Here is a 1,329-nt window from a genome sequence, read left to right as displayed (position 1 = left end):
CCTCGCCTGACTGTGAGCATGGCGGGGTCGGCTCAGCAGTGGTGAGCTGATAGCTGGCAGTGGCGGGCGTGACCCTTCGCCTGACTGGCCTTTGTGCCTTTGGGTCGACTTGTCCGCCCGCTGTTGCCGGCGCCGGCCCGGCGGGAGACGTTTGGCCTGATCAGGAGCTTGACCGCCAGTTAGCGGCTGGCGTGTCTCATCACAGTCCTGCCATCTCCGCACCGGACCGGACCCTCGCGTCCCCACGGTGAGGAGAGAACGCATGTCCATGCTGACAGAACTGGTCGAGGTCGTCATCGGCGTCGACACGCACAAAGACACACACACCGCCGCCGTGCTCGACACCCGCACCGGCGGGGTCCTGGCCAGGGCCACGGTGAGCACCGACCCGGACGGCTACGCCGCACTGCTGGCCCTGGCCGAGCAGCACTCGGGGCTGCGGGCCTGGGCGTTGGAGGGCTCCGGCGGCTACGGCGCCGGCCTGGCCCGGCACCTGGCCGATCGTGGTGAGCTGGTCGTCGAACTGGACCGGCCGCAGCGTCCCGCCCGCCGCGCCGGGGCGAAGTCCGACGCGATCGACGCCGAACGCGCCGCCCGCGACGCCCTGGCGCGCACTCGCCTGGCGCAACCCAAGACCGGCCCCGAGCGGGCCGCACTGCAGATGCGCCTGACCGCCCGCCGCGCCGCCGTGGAAGCCAGCGCCGACGCCCAGCGGCAGCTGCACGCCATGGTGACCACCGCCCCCGAAGTGGTGCGGGCCCGATTCCGCGGCCAGAGCACCCGGGTCATGCTCACCACCGCCACCCGACTGCGCCCCACCACCAACGCCGACGTCGAGGTGTTCACCTGCCTGAGTGTGCTGCGCGACCTCGCCCGCCGCGTCCGCTTCCTCGAAGCCGAAGCCACCGAGCACGAGAAGGCGATCCGAACAATCGTCCGCTCCTGGCGACCGGACCTGCTGCACCTCACCGGCGTCGGACCGATCGTCGCGGCCACCGTGCTCACCGCCTGGTCACACCCCGGCCGCTGCCGCAACGACGCCGCGTTCGCCATGCTCGCCGGCACCGCCCCCATCCCCGCGTCCTCCGGCAAGACCGTCCGCTACCGCCTCAACCGCTCAGGAAACCGCCAACTCAACCGCGCCCTGCACACCATCGTCCTGACCCGCCTCCAACACGATGAACGCACCCGCGCCTACGCCGACCGCCGCCGCAGCCAAGGCAAAACCGACCGAGAGATCAAACGCTGCCTCAAACGCTACGTCGCCCGAGAGATCTACCGACGCCTCGAAACTCCACCCCAACCACTTGACGCGGCATAGGAGCGTCG

1 protein-coding gene is annotated in these 1,329 nt (G+C 70.9%); it reads left to right on the top strand.

The window, feature by feature from the left end; genetic code table 11:
* Positions 1-262: 262 nt before the first annotated feature.
* Positions 263-1,321, top strand: a complete 1,059-nt coding sequence (locus ACGFZ2_RS34325; protein ID WP_393461035.1) for an IS110 family transposase — start codon at positions 263-265, stop codon at positions 1,319-1,321.
* Positions 1,322-1,329: the final 8 nt, after the last annotated feature.

This window comes from Micromonospora sp. NPDC048063 (assembly GCF_043202855.1).
GTDB lineage: Bacteria > Actinomycetota > Actinomycetes > Mycobacteriales > Micromonosporaceae > Micromonospora.
This window is presented reverse-complemented; position numbering and strand designations above follow the sequence as displayed.

Bases quoted from the DNA above. Each gene is read 5' to 3' on its own strand.
- ACGFZ2_RS34325 (WP_393461035.1), top strand. From the start codon at position 263: ATGTCCATGCTGACAGAACTGGTCGAGGTCGTCATCGGCGTCGACACG.